The sequence below is a fragment of the Streptomyces sp. NBC_01216 genome, assembly GCF_035994945.1.
Lineage (GTDB): Bacteria > Actinomycetota > Actinomycetes > Streptomycetales > Streptomycetaceae > Streptomyces.
Genome location: NZ_CP108678.1, coordinates 122,919 through 141,145, shown reverse-complemented (window position 1 = coordinate 141,145; position 18,227 = coordinate 122,919). Strand labels below are relative to the sequence as shown.

Below are 18,227 nucleotides of genomic sequence, written 5' to 3'. Positions count from 1 at the left end.
CCTTTCGTCGTGTCCGGTGGGAGGTCAGATCTCGCTCTCGCCGCGCGCGGGCGGCCGCGGCCCGGTGCCGCGAGCAGCGTGGAAGGTCAGCCTCCGGTCCTCGCGTTCACGGGCGTGGGCATGACGGTCAAGCGGCCTACGGGCGAGCGCCACAGCACCCAGGACGACAGGACCAGCAGGACGAGGCCGGTCAGCATGGTGGTGGGCACGCTGGTGAGAGTGGCCAGGGGACCGGCGGCGCCAGCGGCGAGGGTCTCGCTGCCGGCGACGACCCAGAAGGAGGTCTGCAAGGTCCGGGCGCCGAGATGGGGCGGGCTGACGGACTGCTGCACGGAGCGCTGAGTGGTGCCCACGGCGCACGCCGCGGCGTGCTGCGCGCACCCGGCGGCGGCGAGGGCCACCAGCCACACGAGCCCAGGTCCGGCGAAGAGTGGTGCCGCGTGGGTGAGGGCGTAGACCGTCAATCCGATGCTGAGCACGACGCCCGGGCCGTGGCAGCGGACGAGGCGGGGCGCGAGCAGTGCTCCGGTCAAGCCCCCAAAGCTGCTCGCCGCCATGATCATGCCGAGGCCCGTCGCGCCGACTTGCGCCGTGGTGAGCAGGTAGTACGCCAGGTACGTGCTGGTCAGACCGGTGCCGAAGCCGGTACCGGCCAAGGCCAGGAGCAGGGGGCTCAGCAGGGGGTGGCGGGCGCTGTGGAGGAGACCGTCGCGGATCTCGCCGGCCATCGGCGGCTTCTTGCCCCGTGCCGTGGGGACGGGCAGGACGCGGGTGCGGGTCGCGCACCACGCGGAGACGAGGAAGGACGCCGCGTTCGCGAGGATCGCCCGGGCGGGCCCGACTGCCGCGACGAGCAGGGTCCCCAGCGCTGCCCCGGCGGTTCCGGCGACGGTGATCGCCGCGGTGAGCCGTGCATGGGCCTGGTGCAGCTGCCCGGGTCCGGCGAGTCGGGGCAGCGCCGCCATCGCGGCGGCGCTGTGGAGGACGGAGAGAGTGCCCAGGGTGAGGGCCACGGCGTAGAGGGCGGGCATCGTGAGCTGGCCGAGAACGGCAGCGGCGGGTATCGCCAAAACGACGGTGGCCGCGGCGAGGTCGGTGACGAGCAGCACGGTGCGTATCGGGTACCGGTCCAGAACGACGCCCGCCGGCAGCGAGGCGACCAGCGCCGGGAGCTTCGCGGCGAAGGCCAGGAGCGCGATCTGGCCGGGGGTGGCCTGGAGTTGCAGGACGGCGAGGGCGGGCAGGGCCACCTGGTGGACGGCGGTCCCCGCGTAGCTGGTGCCCTCACCGACCAGGAGCGCGGCTAAGGCCTGCCGGGCGGTCGAGCTTCCGCCCGGTGCCGCGAGGTTGGCGGCGGTGTCGGAGGCCGTCGTCACAGTGCGCCTCCGAGGGCCTGAGGAAGAGGGAGGAGGGTGGTTGACGGCATCGCTGAGATCTCGGTCTCGGCACGGACGAGGAAGAGGGCGGCGCGGAGTGCGGCGTACCTGTCCAGCTGGGCTTCGTAGAGGCGGCCGACGCGGGTGACCGCGGTCTGGCTGGTAGTGACGAGCCCGCGCACGGGGGAGGCCGGGTCGCCCAAGAGGTGCAAGGTGCGGGCGTAGCCGCGCCGGAGCTCCGGCTGGTCGGTGCTCGCCTGGTCGTCGCGGGCCAGGGTGTCGACGATCCGGTCCACGACGAGAAGCCGGTGCCGTTCGGCGTAGTGCTGGGCGGCGGCGAGGTCGGTGTGCGGGTCTTCGCCGGGTCCGGTCAGCGCGTACAGCACGACGGAGAGGGCCTCGCCGGAGCGCGCGAGGGCAGTCCGGTTGATGTTGTCCCGCCAGGCGGCGAGTGCGTGAGGGTCCTTCAGCGGCGGGGCCGCGGCCGGGGCCGGGCGGAGCACCCGCGCTCGCGGTGGCAGGACGCGGCCTGGGGGCGGCACGAGAACGGGAGCCTGGGTGAGTGTGCTCATCGCTCGCTGTCCTCCTCGGGCCCGCGTCGCGTCACGGCGGGGACAGTGGAGTGGATCAGCGCAGCCAGACCGGGCGAGGCAGCGGCAGGCAGGCGGATCCGCGCGACCCGGTGACCGTCCGGGGTACGACCGGAGCCGAGGACGTGCCAGCCGAGGTCGCGCAGATACTCCAGGAGCCGGCCGCCGCTTCCGTCCGGCCCGGTGCTCCAACTCGGTGCCTCGGCGTACACCCAGTCGATGCCGGTACGGGCCGCGTAGGCGGCGAGCCACAGCGTCATCAGCCATCCGACACGGTCGGTGCGGCCCGGCGCGGTGTAGGCCAATGAGACCTTCAGGGCCGGAGCCGGGTCGTCGACGGCCCACGACCGCAGATCCGGCTCCCGGTGCAGGAGGAGGCAGCCGACGAGGACTTCGTCCCCGCCGTCGTCCTCGTACAGGCCGACCGCCTCCGTACGGTGGTCCCGGAACGCGGCGACGTGGAGGGCGGGCGCGTCGTGACCGCGCCGGGCGAGCCACAGGCCGCGGTCCTGGACGAGAACGGCGGCCGCCTCGCGGTCGGCGGCCGTCACGATCGGCCGCATCTCGTACGCCCACGTCGCCCGGCCGTCGCGGTCGGCCGCCGTGCCGGCGGGGGCGGTGGTGTTCATCGCGCCGCTCCGGCGGGCTGTGCCGGGGGCTGCTCAGCGGCGGTGGATCCTTCGCCGCCGAGGATGGCGTGGGTGTGGGCCAGTCCGATGAGGTGCGCGGCGTTGCTGGCGCCCGCCCTGCGCACGAGGCCGTCGGTCCGGGTGCGGAGTTCGCCGGCCGGGATGCGTGCTGCGCGGGCGATGTCGTCCGGCCGGGAGTGCTCGGCGATGGCGCGGATGAGCAGTTGGTCGTCTGCGTCCGGCTCGAAGGCGCGGCGCAGCAGCGAGGGCGGGGGCGGGGGCACCTGCTGGTGGCTGAGGAGGGCGTGGGCGAGAACCGCGCGGGAGGAGCGCGGAGGGCAGTGCAGGCTCTCGCGCATCACCCGGACGTGGGAGCTCACGGTGTCGCCGGACAGGTGTTCCTCGCCCGCGATCTCCGGGTTGGTGAGCCCGCACACGAGGTGGGTGGCGACCCGCTTCTGAGCCCGGGTGAGCGGAGTGATCGGGGCGGCGACGGTGGTGGTCATCTGGATTCCTGGTCGGGTGATGGTCAGGCCGCGAACGGGCGGAGGCGGACGGGCAGCTGCTCGTGGCCGTTGCTGATCAGGGAGCTGAGCGGCTTGAGATGGTCGGCGGGGACGGCGAGTTCGAGGTGGGGGAAGCGGGTGAAGAGCTTGCGCAGGCTGGTGGCGAGCTCCAGTCGGGCGAGCGGGGCGCCGAGGCAGAAGTGCACGCCGTGCCCGAAGGCGAGGTGGTCCTTGGCGGGTCGGCGGATGTCGAAGGCGTCGGCGGTCTCGCCGTGCCAGTCGGGGTGCCGGTTGGCCGCGGCGTAGGAGGCGAGGATCGCCTCGCCCTTGGCGATGGTCTGGCCGTCGGGCAGCACGATGTCGTTGACGGCGTAGCGCATCGGGAGGTGCTTGACGGCCGGTTCCAGGCGCAGGGTCTCCTCGACGACGTCCGCCCAGTCGGCGTGGCCGGCGCGGATCTGGTCGAGCTGTTCGGGGTGGGTCAGCAGGAGGCTGATGGCCTGGTCGATCACGTTGGCGGTGGTCTCGTATCCGGCGCTGATCATCAGCAGGAGGGTGTCGCGGAGTTCGGCGTCGGACAGGCCGCGCCCGTCTCCGTCGTCGTCGCGGGCCCTGATGAGCAGGGAGGTCATGTCGTCGCCGGGGTCGGCGCGCTTGGTGGCGATGAGCTGGTCCAGGACCTCGTACAGGTTCGTGGTGTTGGTGGCGGCCTGGTCGGCGGTGAGGGTGGTGTCGAAGACGCCGTCGACGACGCTGCGGAAGTGGGCACGCTGGTCGGCGGGGACGCCCATGAGGTGGCCGATGACCGCGATCGGAAGCGGGTAGGCCAGGTGCTCGCGCAGGTCGACGCTCTGTCCGGTGGGCAGGGCGTCGAGGTCGTCGAGGATCGCCTCCACGATGGTCTCGACGACGGGGGCCAGGGCGTCGATGCGGCGCGCGGAGAAGGCGGGGGCGATCATGCGCCGCAGCCGCCGGTGGTCGTCGCCGTGCGCGGTGAACATGTTCTTGACGGCGACCCACAGCGCGAGCGGCCAGGTCTGTATCGCCTCCTGGTAGCCGGGCCAGTGGGCTCGGGCGTCCTTGGAGACGTCGGGGTTCTTCAGCAGGCTCTTGAGCAGGGCGGGGTCGGTGATCGACCAGGCGGTCACGCCGAGGATGTCGACGCGGACCGCGGCGCCGTGGCCGCGGAGGCGCTTGTGCTCGCCGTGGTGGTCGGCGCCGGTGGGGTCGAGGACGATCGGGGTGGCGGGCTGGGGCATGGGAGAACTTCTCCTTCAGGCTGCGGCGGGAGCGGGGAAGCGGACCGGGAGCCGGGTCAGCGCGCGGTGGAACGGGCCGGGGCGCCAGGTCAGCTCGCCAACAAGGCAGTCGAGGTCCATTTCGGGCAGCGCGTCGAGCAGGTCGGTGACGGCCGTTTCGGCGATGAGGTAGGCCAGGGAGCGTGCCGGGCAGGCGTGCGGGCCGGTGCTCCACGACAGGTGGGCCCGGTCGCCGGACCCGCCTCCTTCCAGGGCGGGGTCGTTGTTGCACGCGGCCATGGAGATGACGACCGGCTGGTGGGCGGGCAGCAGGATGCCGTCGAGACGGACGGGCTGCGGCGGGTAGGTGATGCAGTAGTTGGCCAGCGGCGGGTCGTGGTAGAGCACGGTGTCCAGCACTTCGCGCACGGAGGCGCCGGCGGAGTGCACGGTCGCGGAGAAGTCCTCGTCGGTGAGGATCTTCAACAGGGTGTTGGTGATCAGGTTGGTCAGGGGTTCGATGCCGGCGCCGTACAGGGTGACGAGCTGGTGTGCCATCTCGGTGTCGTCGAGCCGGGCCGGGTCGGCGATGAGCCGGGAGGTGATGTCCTCGGCGGGCTGGCTGCGGCGCAGGGCGACGAGCTCGGACACGGCCTGGGCCAGCATCTGGTTGCCGGCCGCCGCGTTCACGCCGTCGAAGATCTTGGCCATGCCGTTCGCGATGCGCAGGCCGAGCTCGTCCGGGCAGCCCAGCAGCGCGCTCAGGATCCGGAACGCCAGCGGCCACGCGAACTGCGCCAGCAGATCGGCACGGCCGACAGGGCGGAACTCGGCGATCGTCTCGGCGACGACCCGTTGGACGAGGGAGTGCAGTCGGTGCTGGTCGACGGCGTCGAGGGCGGAGGCGTTCGCCGCCCGGTAGCGGGAGTGCGCGGGGCCGGCCGAACGCAGCGCGTTGGGGCGGTACTCCATCATCGGCCGCACGGGACAGGTGTCGGGAACCGCCTGCTCCCACACCCGGGGGTCGGCGGGGAAGCGCAGCTCGTCGTTGAGGATGCGGCGGGCCTGGTCGTAGCCGATGACCAGGGTCGCGGGCACGCCGGGCGCCAGGTCGACGGGTACGAGCGGCCCGTACGCCAGGCGCATCGCCGCGTAGGCGGCGTGCGGGTCGGCGGCGAACTCGGCCTCGTAGAGCGCGATACGGGTCGGCGGCGGGGCGGTGCCGGGGGCGGTGGTCACGGGCGGCGCTCCAGGGAGTGGAGGTGGCGGGAGGTCAGGTAGGTGACGAGCTCGATCAGGGCCAGGTAGCCGGAGCGGCCCACGCGGGCGTCGCATTCGGTCAGCGGGGTGTCCGCGTCCAGGGCGAGGGCCTGGCGTATCTCCTCGGGCGGATACGCGGGGGCGCCGTCGAACCGGTTGATCGCCACGGCGTAGGGGACGGCGTGCTCTTCCAGGAGAGCCAGGTGTTCGTGGGAGGCATCGAGGTTGCGCGTGTCGGCGAGGACCAGGGCACCCAGGGCGCCCTCGGTCAGGCTCTGCCACAGCGGCCGGAACCGGGTCTGGCCCGGCGTCCCGAACAGGTACAGCACCCGAGTCGCGCTGATGTGGATGCGGCCGAAGTCGACGCCGACGGTGGTCGTCTTCTTCTCCGGGGCGCCGGCGAGGTCGTCCACTTTGGCGCCGGCCTGGGTGAGCGGCTCGTCCATGTGCAGGGGCGGCACTTCGGACACGGACCCGACGAAGGTGGTCTTGCCCACGCCGAAGCCGCCCGCGACAACGATCTTCGCGGAGTGCACCGCGGTGGTGGGTCGGATCTCAGACCTTGGTTCGTAGACCATGGAGCACCTCCCTGAGGATGTCGATGTCGGGCTGGTCGTCGCGGGCGTTGACGGGGCTGCTCAGGTGGCCGCTGTCCATCAGGTCGCAGACGAGGATCAGGACGGTGGACGGCGGAAGTTGAAGGACGGCGGCGATCTCGGCCACCGCCAGGCCGCCCCGTACGCCCTGGGCCAGGGCCAGGACCCGGCGGTGGTCCAGGCGCAGCCCGTCGGCCGGGCCCGTCGCGGCGAGGACCAGGGACTCCAGGCGCACGTCCGGCCGGCTGGGGCGGTCACGCCCTCCGGTCCGTACGAAGGGCCGCACCATGTCCGGGTCCCGCCGCGGCCCGCTCACCCCGCGGCCTGCGCGTCCCGCACCGGCGTCCGGGCCTCCACGGCCATCCGGCCACCGACGCTCACCGCGAGCTCGCCCATCTGATGGGCGATCGCGGCGAGATCCACGTCCGGGCCGGTGGACTGCACCAGCAGGAGCGCGTTCGGGCCGGCCTGCGTGATCAGGCAGACGTACTCGTGCAGCTCCAGCAGGAGCTGACGCAGCCCGCCGCCGCGGAACTCCTCGCCGTAGGTGCGGGCGGCGCCGCGCAGGCTGGCGGCGATGGCCGCGTGCCGCTCGGCCTGGTCGTGAGCGATGGAGGACGTCCGGGAGTGCAGCATGCCGTCGGTGGTGAGCAGGACAGCGCAGTGGACTCCGTCGAGGGTGGCGAGCCGTTCGTCGAGCAGCCAGCCGAGCGTGTTGGCGTGCGTGTCGGTGAACATCAGGCTCCTTCGGGGGTGTCAGGGTTCTGGCGGGCGCGCTCGGTGCCGGTGGCCCAGGCGGCGACCACGCTCGCGCGGCCCGGCCGGGCGTGCTCGGCGCTGGCGGCGGGCTGCCGCGGTGTGAGGGCCGCGCCGCGCTGGCGGACGGTCAGGCCGGTAGACGTGGTCGTCGGCGCGGGCACCGGCGGGGCGGTCTGCGCGCTGGCGGCCTGCTCTTCGGGGACGTGGGTGAGCAGGTGGCTGGGGAAGAAGATCTGGACGCTCGTGCCCCGGTAGGCGTTGGGGGCCTCCAGGTCCACGCTGAAGCCGTACCCGCGGGCCAGGACCGCGGCCACCGCGAACCCGGTGCGCGGGTGGGCCCCGTGCTGGGTGACCGGCGCGGTCTTCTGACCGTTCAGGGTCTGGCGGGCGGCCATGACGGCCTCGCAGTTCATCTGCAGGCCGGCGTCGTCGATTCGTACCGTGAGGCCGTGGTGCCCGTTGAGCAGGCGCACGTCTACGGAGGCCGACGAGGGCGAGTACTTCAGCGCGTTGTCGAGGAGCACCGCGATCGTGTGGACGGCCGGCCCGACCACCCGGCTGGTCAGGGCGACATCGGACTCCTCGTGCTTGATCCGCTCGAACCCCTCCAGGTGGCCCATCGCCGCCTGGACCACGTCGGTGAACGTGGTGGCCGGCCAGCGCCTCGACAACTTCCCCCCGCCGAGAATCACGTAGTTCTGCGCCACCAGCAGCAACTGCTGGACAAGACGGTCGATGGTGACGAGCGTCTCGTACGCCTCCCCGCCCGCGTGCCGGCGCACACCCTCGCTGATCTGCCGGCTCACCTTCGACGCGATCACCACCATGGACGCGGCGAAGCTGCGGACCGCCGCCTGGGCGGCCTCCTCGGCAGCACGCTGGGCTTCGGCGGCCGCTGCCTCGGCGTCCTGCTTGACCTGGGACACCTGAGCACCGGTGGCGGTCTCCGCGTCGTACTGCACCTGCCGCATCGCCGCGGCCACCGAATCGACGACGAATCGCACCCGGTCGGCGATCACGGTGCCCGTCAGGGCTTCCGGCAGCGCGAGGTCGACGCCTTGTCCGGCGCCAGGCCTCACGACGGCCGCCTGGACCGCAGGCACCACCTCGTCGGCCACCTGCCCCAGGATCAGCTCGGCGGCCCGCAACTGCCGGGTCAGGTTCTCGGCATGCCGCTGCAACCTGTCGGACCGGCGGCGCTCCGCGCGCAGGGACCCCCGCAAGTGCCAGACCGCGCCGCCGCCGGCCAGGGCCAGCGCCGACGGCACGGCGACCGCTGCGGCTTCTATCAGAGTGCTCATCAGATCCCCACGGGCGTGCGGTCGTCTCGGGCAGGTAGGAAGTACGGAGGGCGGGTCGCGTGCGGCGGACACAAGGTGGCCATCAGGAGGAACGGGGCGCTGAAGACCCGTCCCTGCGCGTTGCCGAAGCGGGCCCAGCGCAGGTCCTCGTCCGGTCCGGCCGTGCGCGGCGGGACCTCGAGGAGGCCCTCGTCGCGGTGCTCGGCCGGCCAGCTCCAGTGCATGCCGTAGCCGGAGCCGGGCGGGAGGATGAGGACCCATTCGTCGGTGAGCGCGCGGGCCACGGCGGCGCCCACCGGGTGAGGCCGGAACCCCTCGAAGCGGCTGATGACTTCCAGCGCGGCGCGGCGAGGCATCGTCAGGGTGTCGAAGTGCTCCCCGATCACCGCCTCGCACGGCTCACCCGCCGCTACCAGGGGGAACAGGTCGTCGACGGTGATCTCCTGCGTGCTGGGGCAGGCCCCGTACGAGGGCGACACGGCCCCGGGGCCAGCAGCCGCGAACCCGGCCGGGCGGACGGCCGCCGCCCTCATCGCCCGGCCCCCGCTCCGACCAGCTCCCGGCCACACCGCGCGGCCTCCAAGGCCAGCTCGGACTGGAGGAGCGCCACATGCGAGAAGCCCTGCGGGAAATTCCCCAGCTGCCGCTCGTTGACGGGGTCCCACTCCTCGGCGAGCAGGCCGAGGTCGTTGCGGGCCCGCAGCAGCCCGTCCTGGAGGATCTCGGCCTCGTCGACGCGCCCGATGAGAGCGAGAGCGGTGACCAGCCAACCCGAGCAGATGAGGAAGGCGCCCTCGTCACCGGGCAGGCCGTCGACACCCGGCGCCTCGCCCTCGGTGTGGTAGCGCAGCAGGAACCCGCCCTTGATGGACAGCTCCTGCTGGATCGCCTCGATCGTGCCGATGAGCCGCTTGTCGTCCGGGGCCAGGAAGCCGGTGATGGCCAGCTGCAGCAGGGAGGCGTCCAGTGCCGACGAGCCGTACGACTGCGTGAAGGTGTTCCGCTGCTCGTCGTACCCGTCGTGACAGACCTGCTCGTGGATCGTGTCCCGGATCTCCCGCCACCGCTCCACCGGACCCTGGCAGGCCCCGGATTCGATGAGCCGCACCGCCCGGTCGAAGCCGGTCCAGGCCATGACCTTGGAGTGGACGAACTGCCGGCGCGGGCCGCGAACCTCCCACACCCCCTCGTCCGGCTCCTCCCAGCACGTCTCCAGGCAGCCCACCAGGTCCGTGATCAGCGGCGCGACAACCGCCGTCAGGCTCGGGTCGCGCTGCTGCGCCGCGTACAGGGCGCTGACGACCTCGCCGTAGATGTCCAACTGCAGCTGCTTGACGGCGCCGTTCCCGATTCGGACCGGGGCCGAGTTCTCGAAGCCGGGCAGCCAGTGGAGCACGGTCTCGGGCAGGTCGCGCTCGCCGCCTACCCCGTACATGACCTGCAAGTTCTCGGGGTGGTCCCCGATGACCATCCGGAGCCAGGCGATCCAGTCCCTGGCCTCCTGCACGAAGCCGCAGTCCACGAACTGCTCCACGATGAGGGCGGAGTCGCGCAGCCAGCAGAAGGTGTAGTCCCAGTTCCGCACGCCGCCGATCTCTTCGGGCAGCGACGTCGTCGGCGCGGCCACGATGGCGCCGGTCAGCGCGTAGGTGAGGGCCTTGAGCGTGATGAGGGACCGCTCGACGGCTCCCCGGTGGGGCCCGGTGTAGGTGGACTGGGAGATCCAGTCCTTCCAGAAGTCCGCGGTCGCCTTCATCAGCCCGGTCGCGTCCGGCAGCGGCGGCGGGGCGTCCTGGCCCTGCTCCCAGGACAGGGTGAAGGCGACGCGCTCGCCCGCGGACACGGTGAACTCCGACGACAGGTCACCGTCGGCCTCACGAGTGGGGGCGGCGGTGTCGAGCCAGAGCCGGCCGTCGCCGAGGTCGGCGCTCGCGCGGCTGCCGTCGACCTCGATCCGCGGCACGCGGATTCCGTACCCGGGGCGCGCCCGCAGGAGAGACCGCATCGGCACCCGGCCGCTGACGCCGCGCACGATGCGGACCAGCTGCGGCGCCCCATCGGTGGCCGGCATGAAGTCGAGAACCTGGACCGTGCCCGTCGGGGTGATCCAGGTGGACTCCAGGATCAGCGTGCCGTCCAGGTAGCGCCGCCGATCCGCGGCTGCGGGCGCGGCACCGTCCGCACCGGCCGGGCCGATGCGCCACAACCCATGCGTCTCGGTCCCGAGCAGGCTCGTGAAGTGGGCCGGGGAGTCGAAGCGGGGCAGGCCCATCCAGTCGATGGCGCCGTCACGGTCGACCAAGGCGGCCGTCCGCATGTTCCCGATGAAGCCGTGGTCCTCGATCCGTCTCACTCGCCGGGGCCGCACCAGAGCGTTCCTGGGGGTCGGGATCAGCGCACCGGCAACCGCTGCCCCGAGAGGCAGGGCTTGGTGCGGAGACATGAGGCGGCTTTCCATGGTGTCCGATCTCTACGGGCCCGGAGGAGACCGGGCGGTTGCGGGTGGGCACGGTGTATGGGCGGCTTGGCCGCGTTCATCAGCAGAAAGCAGGGCGAGAGGCCCTACGGCGGCGGGGCCTTCGTGGGACGCGACTTCGTCGCCAAGGCGGTCATGGCGTGCGCGCGGGCCAGGCGCCGGGCGATGACCTCGAAACGGGAGTCCGGCCCGGACGTCCGCAGACAGTGTTCGTGGAGGAGTTCGTCCAGCACGCGGTCGGCGTCGATGCTGTCGTCGACGCGGACGAGCTCGGCGTAGGCGGCGAGCGCGTCCCGCCGTGCGGCCCAGTACGGTACCGCCGCGCTGTCGGGCCCGGCTTCCACCAGGCCGCCGATGTCCTGCTGGACGTCCCGCGGAAGGCGGCCGCCCGTACTGTCCTTCGGCCGGCCGACCCACCAGGTGTGTCCGGCTTCCCGGCCTCCGAGGAATCCCTCCACGATGCCGAGAAGCCCGACGACCGCCTCCGCTCGGAGGTCGGCTCCGGCCCCAGGGGACACCGCCGCCTGGTGGACGCTGACGGCGGAGTCCGCCGCCATCACTGCCTCCGCGGCCTCCAGCAGCGGTCCGTCGCCCCACCGGCCGGGGTGCGGGCGGTAGGGCACGAGGATAAGGTCGCGCAGCGCACCGGACCCCATGAGCGGGGCGGCCCAGGCACCGATGTGGCCTGCGGCTGCCCCGGTCGTCTCCGGGTCGTCGACCCGCACGGTCAGCTCCAGGTACGGGGCGAGCCCATTCTGCGGGCGAACCCACCACGCCACGTCGCCAAGGTCCGCCAGGAGCGCGGGCAGGTGGTCGGCGAGCAGATCCCTCCGGCCCTGGATCGGTCCGTGAAGCTGTGCCTGGACGTACCGGGAGGCGCCGATGGCGTGCGCCCGGGGGCAGAGGCCGATGACCATGCTGAGGTCCGGCGCGGGCCGGGGCGGGCCGGCCGCGCGCAGGAGCGTGACCACCTCGACTGGACGTCCGGCCCAGCCGTGGGCATCGCGCGCGGGAGCCTCGACGAGGTGGAGGGGGCCGAACTGCTGGTCGGAGGTCTGCTCGCGGAGCAGCGCGAGGTCGCCGGGGCGGGTGAGGTCGAGGGACAGACGCTGGTCGAAGCGCTCCGCGAGCACCCGGTCGGGGATCCCGCGTTGCTCGCGGAGGATCTCCATGGCGTCCTCCCACTGTGCCATCGAGGCCCGGGGGCCGGGCAGGTCCCAGGAGTTGAGTCGCCACATCGCGGGGCTCAGCACGCTCCGCCCCGTGACGACGCGGGGCAGGACCGGCAGGTGACGGGCGGCTCCCCAGTGCATGGGGCGCAGCGTCCCCACGGGGCCGGTCATCCGTACGGCCTGGCCGCGGACGAGCTCGTCCAGGAAGCGGACGAGGGCCGGGGTCTGGCACTCGATCTGGAGCGGGTGCGGGGTGCCTGCCTCGATGACCTGCTGGCGAGAGCGAGAGACGAGGTGGAGGGCCTGCCCGTCGCACATGACTGCCAGGTCGGACAGCTCGATCAGGTCGTCGGCCGGCTCCCGGTACTCCGACAGCGCGATGACAGCGGGCATCAGCCGCGGGGTGCGGGTGATGTGGACTCCGGAGGGGGCAAGGCCCGGGAAGGACAGCTGGGCGGTCAGCGCGCCGTCCGTGCTGGTCGGCCGGTTGGTCAGCTCGTCCAGCAGGGGGCTGGAGGGCCGGGTCGCGAGCAGCGCGGCGAATCGTCCCCCGCTCAAATAGCCCCACCCTCGCGAGGCGGCGCGGACGGCGAGCGTGAAGGTGCCGGAGGTGAGGGCGTCTAGGGAGGGGCTGTGGACTTCGAAGAGGAGTTCCAGGTGCCGGGGCAGGTCCGTGGCGTCCGGCGTGCCGACCGCGATCCGTTCGGCCAGCTCGTCGTCGAGGACGATGTCTTCCCCGGTGAGCGTCGCGTGCTGGGCGGTGGCCAGGAGGACGGCATCGCGCGGGCACATGCGGTGCCAGGCGGTGCCGGCCGTTGGTGTGGTGTGGTAGCCGTCCGGCAGTCCTAACCCGGTGGGGCCGGTCAGCTCGAGCAGGGGCACCAGCATGCCGGGGCCGTAGTGGTCCAGGAACCGCCGGCAGTAATCCGTCCAGGCCTCGTGTCCGTCGGGTTCCGGGCTGATCCGGGCGAGCATCTCGGCGGCCTTCTCCGCCTCTCGCGCCACCTCGTGAGGCAGGACGACCGTCCCGTCCAGCAGGACGTCGAGCGCGACGGGTTGGTCGTCGCCTGGTACGTGCGGGGCCATCCGTTCCCGGATCTGGGCTCGCAGGGGGCCTTGGGCCTGGCCGGCAGTCTGGTTGTGGGCGGCCATGAGCCGGTGGATGCTGGCCAGCGCGCCCACGAGATCGGCGGCCTCGGGGAGGCGGTCAGCGTCCACGCGGGCGAGCTCGCGGAGCACGTACCCCAGGGCGTCGATCTCCATAGCCGATGGCTGCAGAGAGGTGATCAGCACTCGCCGGGCGACCAGCTCGTCGAGCAGTCCCCTCACGGCCGACTCGGAGTGCTCGGGGAACTCGGCCCGGATCTTGTGGAGCAGATCGCTGTAGGGGACGGGGGAGGCGGCGAGGTCGGTCAGCACCCGTACCTCCGGCTCCAGACGCAACGAGACCTCGTGCACCTCGGTCCCCTTCACGTCCAGGCGCCGCTGCTGCCAGGGGACGACCAGCCGGCCGCCGCGGCGCGCAGCCACATTCGACGACACCAGCCACAGCCGCTCACGAACGCGCGGCATCGCTTCCAACCGGCCAATGATGTCCGTGAGCCACTGCGATCCCGCCCGCGCCACGGCCTGGTGCTCCTCGCCCCACTGGGCCACCGGCGCGGTGCCGAAACTGGCCTCCAGCACCCCTGTAAACAGCCCGAAGGGCACAGGGCGGTTCACGGCGCGCTGGCAGTAGGCCGCGAGTGCCAGCAGCATGCCGCGGATCCGATCCGGATCGACCCCGCCCTGTGCGGTGAGAGCGTCGAGGCTCCGGGCCAGGTCGGGGCTGGCGTGCTGGACCATGTCGCGGAGCTCCGTCAGCACCCACGCCTGCTGGATCCAGGCCTGGGCCTCGTCCGGTGTGCCGCTCGCGGAAGGGACCGGCGGCAGGGCAAAGCGCCCGCTCGGATGGCAGACGGCCCGCAGCAAGGCGGGCGGTGCGCTCACGAAGCGCAGTCTGTTGCTGGCGGTGCTCATGCCTCTCCCTTTGTCGTGAACTCTGGCTACCGTGCCGCCGTCCGGCCCCGCTTCTCAGACGGTCGACCTGCGGCCCGTGAGGAAGAACCTGTCGAGCGCGTCGGCCGTGTCGGGCACGACCGCGTCACAGACTTCGATCCGCCGGAGAAGCGACCCGGTCTCGCGCCCGTCGTTGGTTGCCCGCTCCGCGTGTTGAAGCCGGAGATCGTCCGCCTGTCGGGCCGGAGGGCGATTGTTGATCATTTCTCGCCTGCCTCTGCGTCGTGCTCTGGTTCGTCGGGCCGTGACCGCTTCCACTGCGGCCCGACGATCACCAGAACGCCCATCCCGCCCACGACGACCACCAGCAGAATCGTTGCGTCCGCCGTCAGTCCCATCGCCTCGCCCTACTTCGTGCGGAACATCGCCGGCCGGCAACACCAGCGGCGCCCTGAGGGGACGACGACTGTAAGCGGTTCGAAATGGACGTTTGCTCACAGCTGTGAACAGCTGTCAAAGGCCTGGTCATGTCGGGTGCGTGGACTCCGGCAAAGTGGAGTCCGCCCCGCTCCTCGATGGGCTGGACACAGCGCCGAGGGTGGTCGATACGCACCGCTCCAGCGGCTGGCAGGTATCCACCACGACCTTCGGCTCCGGGATGGGATCCGTGCCGGCATCCTTCGGTCTGGGTAGCGGATCCGGAACGCCGGCTGCTGCCGATCTGGCCCTCGCCGACGCCACCTCGTCGGGGCATACGCACTCGACGATGTGCAGTACGTGGCCAAGGCTCGAAGCGAATCGGCGCAGAGACAGAACGTCTCGGTTCCGAGTGAGGGGGCGCCCGTCGAGCACGATGATCGTCCCTGGCGCCGTGTCGAGGTTCCACGACGCCGCCTTCAGCACTCCTTCGTACAACCAGTCGTTCAGTTCCGGAGGAGCCGCGACCAGGTTGGGGAAGAGGACCTTCCGCAGTGCGGCCGTGTCGAGCAAGACCCCCGGCAAGGCCTCCGCCAAGGCACGGGCGAGGGTGGACTTGCCGGTGAAGGGTCGGCCGCCTAAGGCGACGATCATGCACTCTCCTGTGAGCACTCGAATCCACGTCCGCTCCCGGTCACGCCGACTGGGGCAGCAGCTCGGGCAGGGCAGCCGGCTGCGGGCACTGGAAGAAGGCCCACACCGCCTTCCCGCTGACACCCTGCTGGCCGCCGCGAGGGGCCGCGGTCCAGCCATCGGACTCTGCGTTGACGAGAACCAGACCGCGCCCGCAGACGGCAGAGGGGGACGGGCGGATCGTCACCTTCGGAATGTTGCCGGAGTTGTCCGTCACCATGACCCCGAGGGCGAAGCCCCGCTTGAAGGCGAGCGTGACCCCCACGCACTCGGTCTCCTCCGGCGGTCGGGTTCGACCGTGCACGACTGCGTTGGTGACCAGCTCGCTGATGACCAACAGCACTCGGTCGACGAGGTCGTCATCCTCGGGCAGACCCCAGAGCTCGAGCTGGCGCCGAACGAAGCGGCGGGCCTGACCGACGTTGCTTTCCCGGCTCTCGATCTCGACGGCGACTCGCTCAATCCCATCGCCGTGTGCCAGCACCGCCAGGAATTCCCAGCTCTTCAAGGATGTCAACGCGTCCACCTCCCGGTTCTGGTGGGCGGGCGCCACCCGCCATCGGCTCCGAGGCCGCATGACGGGTGGTGCCCGCCGTGAGTCCGCCTGCCGGGGCGTCAGGTCCTCCGGCCAACGGACGGCTTGTCGGGCTTCCGAGATCAGCAGGATTCGCCTGAGGCTGGCGAAGGGCAACCGCGACGGTTGACTGATCAGTGACCCCGGATACCTGAAGTAACTGATCTGGTCACTGATCAGTGAAGAAGTCACTGGTTTTGACGCGTAGTCGACGGCTCGTCACTACGATTTCAGAAATCGATCCGGGCTGAGGAGGTGCTGATGGACCGCACGCCGCACGGCCCGTCCTGTGCCAAGCGGTTACGACAAGAGGCCACCCGGCGGGGTGCGTCACACGGCGAGATCGCCCACGTCATTCATACCCACTGCGCGGTCTCTCTCCTACGGGCCCAGCGCCTTGCCCGCGGGTTGACGCTGCAGGAGGCAGCCCAGGGCTTGAACGAGGTCAGCGCCGGACGTGCCGACGCCCCGCGGGTGGACGGCGACCAGCTAGGACACTGGGAGAAGGGCCGCCAACCGCGCCCGGCAACCCTCAGGCTCCTGTGCGAGTTCTACGGCTACTGCGCACCCGAGGATCTGGGGTTCACGAGCGCGGAGGCCGCGGTGCCGTCGCAATCAGCCGCCCTGGTCATGACGGGGCGCCTCCTGCCCTCGCCCAATGTAGTGCGGGCGCCCTTCACCGGCGACGCGTTGGAACAGCAAGTCGACGCCGCCCGACGCTCGGTGGACCGGACCCTGGCGGCTGGCACCATCAGCTCGACCCAGCTCGACATGCTCGACGAACAGGTGCTCTGGACACGAGAGCAGTACGTATACACGGCTCCGGCGCCCATGATCAAAGTACTCTTGGACCAACTCGCGGAGGTCGAGGACCTTGCGGCGCAAAGGCAGCCGGCCGCCGTCCAGGTCCGGCTGTCCGAGCTGACCGCCATGCTTGCCACCTTGGTCGCCGACGCCCTCATGAAGCTCGGTCACTTGTACCGGTCCCGGACCTGGTACGCCACGGCGCGGAACGCCGCTGACGACAGCGGCAACACCGAACTTCGCGCCCGGGTGCGGGCGCAAGCTGCGATGCTCCCATTCTACTACGGACCCTTGGAGGAGGCGGTCGCCCTGACCCGGCAGGCCCGGATCATCAGCCGCGGACGTGCCAGCGCGACGGCTGCCTTCGCCTCGGCAGCCGAAGCACGCGCACTGGCCAAACTGGGAGATGCAGAAGGAGCCGAGGCAGCACTTAGGATCGCCACCGCTGCGTTCGAGCAGAGCGGAGCCGGAGCCTCAGCCGACAACGATGCCTTCGGCTTCCCCGAGCGGCGCTTCAGGCTCTACGAGAGCGGCACCCTGACGGCTCTCGGGAAAACGAGCCAGGCACGTCGCGTCCAGGAGGCGGCCCTCCGCCTTTACCCCTCGAAGACCGGCATCGATCCGGCCTTGCTCAGTCTTGAGTCGGCCCTCTGCCTTGCACACGACGGCAGCCCGACCGAGGCCTGCCAGTTGGCAGCCAGTACGTTCCTACGAATCGTTCCGGAGCACCGCACGCCAATCGTAGAAGAACGGGCAAGAGAGGTCATCGGGGCTCTGCCGCCGGGCGCGGAGTCAGGTCGCGCAGCACGCGAGTTGCGTGAGATCCTCGCGCTTCCTCCCGGACAGATGTGACAGCGGCCGTACACGTCGGCGAGCCTGGACCTCATGACACAAGCTGCGCCGGCCCCCGGCGGGTACGACGAGTCCGAGATGTACCAGGTCCTGGAGCGAGGGTGTACGGCCGTCGGCCTCGACTCCTCCGACGCCCGCCTGCTCCGCGGGCACACGAACGCGGTCATTCTCCTTGAGAGGGAGCAGGTCGTCGTCAAGATCGCCCGACGCGGATCGCGCGTCGACGACGTGGCACGTACCGTCCAGTTCGTCCGCTGGCTCATGGACGCCGGCTTCCCCACCGTTCCCCTGCACTCGGTCGACCAGCCCGTCGTCATCGACCAGCACGCCATCACCTTCTGGCAGTACCTGCCCCAGCCGGCTCAACCTCTCGCCGCAGCCCAGCTCGCCAAGCCTCTCTACGCACTCCACACTCTGGCGACCCCACCCGTTTCCCTGCCCGTCCACGACAACCTAGGGGCGATCCGCCGGTCTCTTGCTGCGATCACCTGCCTGCCCTCGGAGGCGCTGTCGTTCTTGGGTGAGCACGCTGCGCAACTCGAGTCCGATCTGAGTGCCGTGGAGTTCGAACTCCCGGAGGGCGTGATCCAGGGAGACCCACAGCACCGCAATGCCCTGCACGTGGGCGATGGTGAGGCGGTGCTGTGCGACTGGGACACGGTGGCGCTCGGACAGCCAGAATGGGACTTGATCACCATAGAGGTTCACTGCCGACGTTTCGGTCACGGAGAACAGCACTACAAGGCCTTCGCCGACGCGTACGGGTGGGACGTCACGCGCTGGCCCGGATACAACACCCTGGCGGCGATCCGTGAGCTGCGCATGATCACGACAAATGCGCGGAAGGTCCACCACGCCCCCAGCAGTTTGGAAGAGGTCCAACGCCGGGTGGATGGGCTTCGCCGCCAAGACCAGCTCCTCGGCTGGAGCATTCTCTGACCCCAAGCCGTACGTGCGGGCACCGCAGGCTGGGGGATGCGGTGCTC

The 18,227-nt window shown here is 71.3% G+C and carries 18 protein-coding genes; 2 read left to right on the top strand and 16 right to left on the bottom strand.

Annotated features, from left to right (window positions below; translation table 11 throughout):
- Positions 1 to 86 precede the first annotated feature (86 nt).
- From OG393_RS33180 to OG393_RS33105, 16 genes are all read right to left on the bottom strand, one after another.
- Positions 87 to 1,376: an MFS transporter gene (locus tag OG393_RS33180; RefSeq protein WP_327378779.1), complete on the bottom strand. Its 1,290-nt coding sequence runs from the start codon at positions 1,374 to 1,376 to the stop codon at positions 87 to 89.
- Positions 1,373 to 1,948, bottom strand: coding sequence for a hypothetical protein (locus tag OG393_RS33175; protein ID WP_327378778.1), 576 nt, complete (start codon positions 1,946 to 1,948; stop codon positions 1,373 to 1,375). The genes OG393_RS33180 and OG393_RS33175 overlap by 4 nt, the downstream gene beginning before the upstream one ends.
- Positions 1,945 to 2,595, bottom strand: a complete 651-nt coding sequence (locus tag OG393_RS33170; RefSeq protein ID WP_327378777.1) for a hypothetical protein — start codon at positions 2,593 to 2,595, stop codon at positions 1,945 to 1,947. The genes OG393_RS33175 and OG393_RS33170 overlap by 4 nt, the downstream gene beginning before the upstream one ends.
- Positions 2,592 to 3,101, bottom strand: coding sequence for a LuxR C-terminal-related transcriptional regulator (locus OG393_RS33165; protein WP_327378776.1), 510 nt, complete (start codon positions 3,099 to 3,101; stop codon positions 2,592 to 2,594). Before OG393_RS33165 ends, OG393_RS33170 begins: the two co-directional genes overlap by 4 nt.
- Before the next feature lie 23 nt (positions 3,102 to 3,124).
- Entirely contained in the window at positions 3,125 to 4,360 is a 1,236-nt protein-coding gene (locus OG393_RS33160; protein ID WP_327378775.1) for a cytochrome P450 family protein, read from the bottom strand.
- Between the two features lie 15 nt (positions 4,361 to 4,375).
- A complete protein-coding gene (locus tag OG393_RS33155; protein ID WP_327378774.1) occupies positions 4,376 to 5,578 on the bottom strand; it encodes a cytochrome P450 in 1,203 nt (400 codons plus the stop codon).
- A complete protein-coding gene (locus OG393_RS33150; protein WP_327378773.1) occupies positions 5,575 to 6,177 on the bottom strand; it encodes a GTP-binding protein in 603 nt (200 codons plus the stop codon). The genes OG393_RS33155 and OG393_RS33150 overlap by 4 nt, the downstream gene beginning before the upstream one ends.
- Entirely contained in the window at positions 6,155 to 6,484 is a 330-nt protein-coding gene (locus OG393_RS33145; RefSeq protein ID WP_327378772.1) for a DUF742 domain-containing protein, read from the bottom strand. The genes OG393_RS33150 and OG393_RS33145 overlap by 23 nt, the downstream gene beginning before the upstream one ends.
- Before the next feature lie 23 nt (positions 6,485 to 6,507).
- Entirely contained in the window at positions 6,508 to 6,933 is a 426-nt protein-coding gene (locus OG393_RS33140; protein WP_327378771.1) for a roadblock/LC7 domain-containing protein, read from the bottom strand.
- Positions 6,933 to 8,255, bottom strand: coding sequence for an ATP-binding protein (locus OG393_RS33135; protein ID WP_327378770.1), 1,323 nt, complete (start codon positions 8,253 to 8,255; stop codon positions 6,933 to 6,935). The genes OG393_RS33140 and OG393_RS33135 overlap by 1 nt, the downstream gene beginning before the upstream one ends.
- Positions 8,255 to 8,788: a hypothetical protein gene (locus OG393_RS33130; RefSeq protein WP_327378769.1), complete on the bottom strand. Its 534-nt coding sequence runs from the start codon at positions 8,786 to 8,788 to the stop codon at positions 8,255 to 8,257. Before OG393_RS33130 ends, OG393_RS33135 begins: the two co-directional genes overlap by 1 nt.
- Positions 8,785 to 10,623 carry a glycoside hydrolase family 15 protein gene (locus OG393_RS33125; RefSeq protein WP_442817446.1) on the bottom strand — a complete coding sequence of 613 codons (1,839 nt, stop codon included), beginning with the start codon at positions 10,621 to 10,623 and terminating at the stop codon, positions 8,785 to 8,787. The genes OG393_RS33130 and OG393_RS33125 overlap by 4 nt, the downstream gene beginning before the upstream one ends.
- Positions 10,624 to 10,817: 194 nt before the next feature.
- A complete protein-coding gene (locus OG393_RS33120; RefSeq protein WP_327378767.1) occupies positions 10,818 to 13,922 on the bottom strand; it encodes a lantibiotic dehydratase in 3,105 nt (1,034 codons plus the stop codon).
- A gap of 239 nt (positions 13,923 to 14,161) precedes the next feature.
- On the bottom strand, positions 14,162 to 14,299 hold the full coding sequence (locus OG393_RS33115) for a hypothetical protein (protein WP_327378766.1): 138 nt from the start codon (positions 14,297 to 14,299) through the stop codon (positions 14,162 to 14,164).
- Positions 14,300 to 14,426: 127 nt separating this feature from the next.
- Positions 14,427 to 14,972 carry an AAA family ATPase gene (locus OG393_RS33110; RefSeq protein WP_327378765.1) on the bottom strand — a complete coding sequence of 182 codons (546 nt, stop codon included), beginning with the start codon at positions 14,970 to 14,972 and terminating at the stop codon, positions 14,427 to 14,429.
- Positions 14,973 to 15,012: 40 nt separating this feature from the next.
- A complete protein-coding gene (locus OG393_RS33105) occupies positions 15,013 to 15,564 on the bottom strand; it encodes an ATP-binding protein (RefSeq protein WP_327378764.1) in 552 nt (183 codons plus the stop codon).
- A 282-nt stretch (positions 15,565 to 15,846) separates the two neighbouring features.
- Here OG393_RS33105 and OG393_RS33100 point away from each other — a divergent pair, with 282 nt between their 5' ends.
- Both OG393_RS33100 and OG393_RS33095 read left to right on the top strand, forming a co-directional pair.
- Positions 15,847 to 17,241, top strand: a complete 1,395-nt coding sequence (locus OG393_RS33100) for a helix-turn-helix domain-containing protein (RefSeq protein ID WP_327378763.1) — start codon at positions 15,847 to 15,849, stop codon at positions 17,239 to 17,241.
- 33 nt (positions 17,242 to 17,274) lie between these two features.
- Entirely contained in the window at positions 17,275 to 18,180 is a 906-nt protein-coding gene (locus tag OG393_RS33095) for a phosphotransferase (RefSeq protein WP_327378762.1), read from the top strand.
- The last annotated feature ends 47 nt before the right edge of the window (positions 18,181 to 18,227 follow it).

Coding starts and splice junctions, on each gene's coding strand:
- OG393_RS33175 (WP_327378778.1), bottom strand. CDS start 1,948: ATGAGCACACTCACCCAGGCTCCCGTTCTCGTGCCGCCCCCAGGCCGC.
- OG393_RS33170 (WP_327378777.1), bottom strand. CDS start 2,595: ATGAACACCACCGCCCCCGCCGGCACGGCGGCCGACCGCGACGGCCGG.
- OG393_RS33165 (WP_327378776.1), bottom strand. CDS start 3,101: ATGACCACCACCGTCGCCGCCCCGATCACTCCGCTCACCCGGGCTCAG.
- OG393_RS33160 (WP_327378775.1), bottom strand. CDS start 4,360: ATGCCCCAGCCCGCCACCCCGATCGTCCTCGACCCCACCGGCGCCGAC.
- OG393_RS33150 (WP_327378773.1), bottom strand. CDS start 6,177: ATGGTCTACGAACCAAGGTCTGAGATCCGACCCACCACCGCGGTGCAC.
- OG393_RS33145 (WP_327378772.1), bottom strand. CDS start 6,484: ATGGTGCGGCCCTTCGTACGGACCGGAGGGCGTGACCGCCCCAGCCGG.
- OG393_RS33140 (WP_327378771.1), bottom strand. CDS start 6,933: ATGTTCACCGACACGCACGCCAACACGCTCGGCTGGCTGCTCGACGAA.
- OG393_RS33135 (WP_327378770.1), bottom strand. CDS start 8,255: ATGAGCACTCTGATAGAAGCCGCAGCGGTCGCCGTGCCGTCGGCGCTG.
- OG393_RS33130 (WP_327378769.1), bottom strand. CDS start 8,788: ATGAGGGCGGCGGCCGTCCGCCCGGCCGGGTTCGCGGCTGCTGGCCCC.
- OG393_RS33120 (WP_327378767.1), bottom strand. CDS start 13,922: ATGAGCACCGCCAGCAACAGACTGCGCTTCGTGAGCGCACCGCCCGCC.
- OG393_RS33115 (WP_327378766.1), bottom strand. CDS start 14,299: ATGGGACTGACGGCGGACGCAACGATTCTGCTGGTGGTCGTCGTGGGC.
- OG393_RS33110 (WP_327378765.1), bottom strand. CDS start 14,972: ATGATCGTCGCCTTAGGCGGCCGACCCTTCACCGGCAAGTCCACCCTC.
- OG393_RS33100 (WP_327378763.1), top strand. CDS start 15,847: ATGGACCGCACGCCGCACGGCCCGTCCTGTGCCAAGCGGTTACGACAA.
- OG393_RS33095 (WP_327378762.1), top strand. CDS start 17,275: ATGACACAAGCTGCGCCGGCCCCCGGCGGGTACGACGAGTCCGAGATG.